The organism is Neoroseomonas rubea (genome assembly GCF_016106015.1).
In the GTDB taxonomy this organism is placed as follows: domain Bacteria; phylum Pseudomonadota; class Alphaproteobacteria; order Acetobacterales; family Acetobacteraceae; genus Neoroseomonas; species Neoroseomonas rubea.
Genome location: NZ_JACADQ010000530.1, coordinates 1 through 1,787, shown reverse-complemented (window position 1 = coordinate 1,787; position 1,787 = coordinate 1). Strand labels below are relative to the sequence as shown.

Sequence of the window (1,787 nt, the reverse complement as noted above, 5' to 3'; positions counted from 1 at the left end):
GAGCGGGCGCAGCGCGAAGCGGCGCCCGGCCTTGCGCGTGCGCGCGCCCTTGGCGGCGGCACGGCCGCTCATGGCGCCGCCCCCAGCAGGCCGTCTTCCGCCGCGCGGTCATAGAGCCGCCCGATCAGCGCGGCGAAGACCGCATCGACCTCCATCGCCGGGCCCATGCGCGGCAGCGTGTCGGCCACCGTGACGTCGTGCTCGCGCCAGGCGAGCCCGCCTGAAAGCACGTTCTGCAGAAAGCCCTGCATCCGGTCGCAGGCCATGGCGAAGCGGGCTTCGGGACTCTCGCCCGCCTCGAATTCCTCCCACAGCGCGCGCAGGCGGGCGGCGAGGTCGGCGGGCAGCGTGCCGAACACGATGTCGGCCGCGGCCGCCTCCCGGTCCGCCTGCGTCGCGCGTCCGGCGGCGTCGTAGGCAAAGGTGTCGCCGGCCTCGATCTCCACCAGGTCGTGCACCGCGACCATCATCAGCGCTCGGCCGAGGTCGAGCGTCGCCGCGACCTCCTCATGCAGCAGCGTGCCGATCAGCGCGAGCGACCAGCAATGCTCGGCGCTGTTCTCCCGCCGCGTCGTCCCATCCGCCAGCACGACGCGCCCGCGCCGCTCGACCGTCTTGAGCCGGTCGGCCAGCGCGAGAAAGTCGAGGATCGAGGCGGCGCGGTCAGGCGGCATCGCGGCCGAGCACCTCCATCAATTCCCGCCACTCGCGCTTGGACAGGCCGGAGGCTTCCTGCGTCACCGCCTCCCCGGCCAGCAGCCGCCGCACGATGCCCATCATCTGCGCAGAGAGCGTAACGGCGCCGAGCCGGTAGTCGCGGAACGCCTCATGGGCCATGGGCACCCAGGCCTTGACCGTCTCGAGCATCGCCTCGGCATAGACGCGGATCTCGTACTGCGCGTGGGCGTCCGCGCGCAGGGAGAGGAAGTGCAGCAAATTGTGAAGGTCGGTCTTCCAGTACCATTGCGTATAGGCGTTGAGCGTGAGGTTCATGCGCGCGAGTTCCCGCGCCAGCCCCCGCCGCGCGGGGTCGATCGCGCGGCCCTCGTCGTCCTCGTTCAGCATCTCGAGGTAATGGTCGTAGTTGCGCGTCGCGTCCTCTCGCAGCAGGTCGAGCACGCGCGCGGCCTCCGCGCCCTGCAGCACATCCCCGCGCCCCTGGCGGTTCACGGCGGATTGCGCGGCGAGCTGGTCCGGCCCGGGGATGTAGAATTCCCGGTCGAGGATGGAGTAGCGCGCGGAATACTCGTTCACATTCGCCGTGCGGTGGCGGATCCACTGCCGCGCGACGAAGATCGGCAGCTTCACGTGGTATTTGATCTCGCACATCTCGAAGGGCGTCGAGTGGCGGTGGCGCATGAGGTAGCGGATCAGGCCGCGATCCTCGTTCGCCGCGCGCGTGCCGCGACCGTAGGAGACGCGCGCCGCCTGCACGATGGCGGCATCGTCGCCCATGTAGTCGACGACGCGGACGAAGCCGTGGTCGAGCACGGGCAGCGCCTGGAACAACATCGCCTCCAGCCCCGCCACGGTCGGCCGGCGCGTCGCCGCCTCGGCCGCGCGCGCGGCGTCGATCTCCTGCTGCTGCTCTGTGGTCAGTGCCATGCCAGATGTCCCTGCGACTCGGATCGCGTCCGGCTCTGGCTATAGCAGGGGACCGAGAGGGGCGCCGCCCCTCTCGGGCTCACCCCGCCAAAGGCCGAAAGGCCTTTGGAAACCAATACCTTGACCGATCGCGGGGCCAGGGGACCGCGTCCCCTGGCGGGGGAGTTCGAGGGGGCGGCGCC

The 1,787-nt window shown here is 70.9% G+C and carries 2 protein-coding genes; both read right to left on the bottom strand.

Features of this window, described 5'->3' with window-relative positions; genetic code table 11:
* Nucleotides 1–68 precede the first annotated feature (68 nt).
* Nucleotides 69–674, bottom strand: coding sequence for an HD domain-containing protein (locus HW577_RS24515; protein ID WP_198378710.1), 606 nt, complete (start codon nucleotides 672–674; stop codon nucleotides 69–71).
* Nucleotides 664–1,605 (bottom strand): FAD-dependent thymidylate synthase, encoded by a 942-nt coding sequence (thyX, locus tag HW577_RS24510; protein ID WP_198378709.1) that lies wholly within the window; start codon nucleotides 1,603–1,605, stop codon nucleotides 664–666. The genes HW577_RS24515 and thyX overlap by 11 nt, the downstream gene beginning before the upstream one ends.
* Nucleotides 1,606–1,787 lie beyond the last annotated feature (182 nt).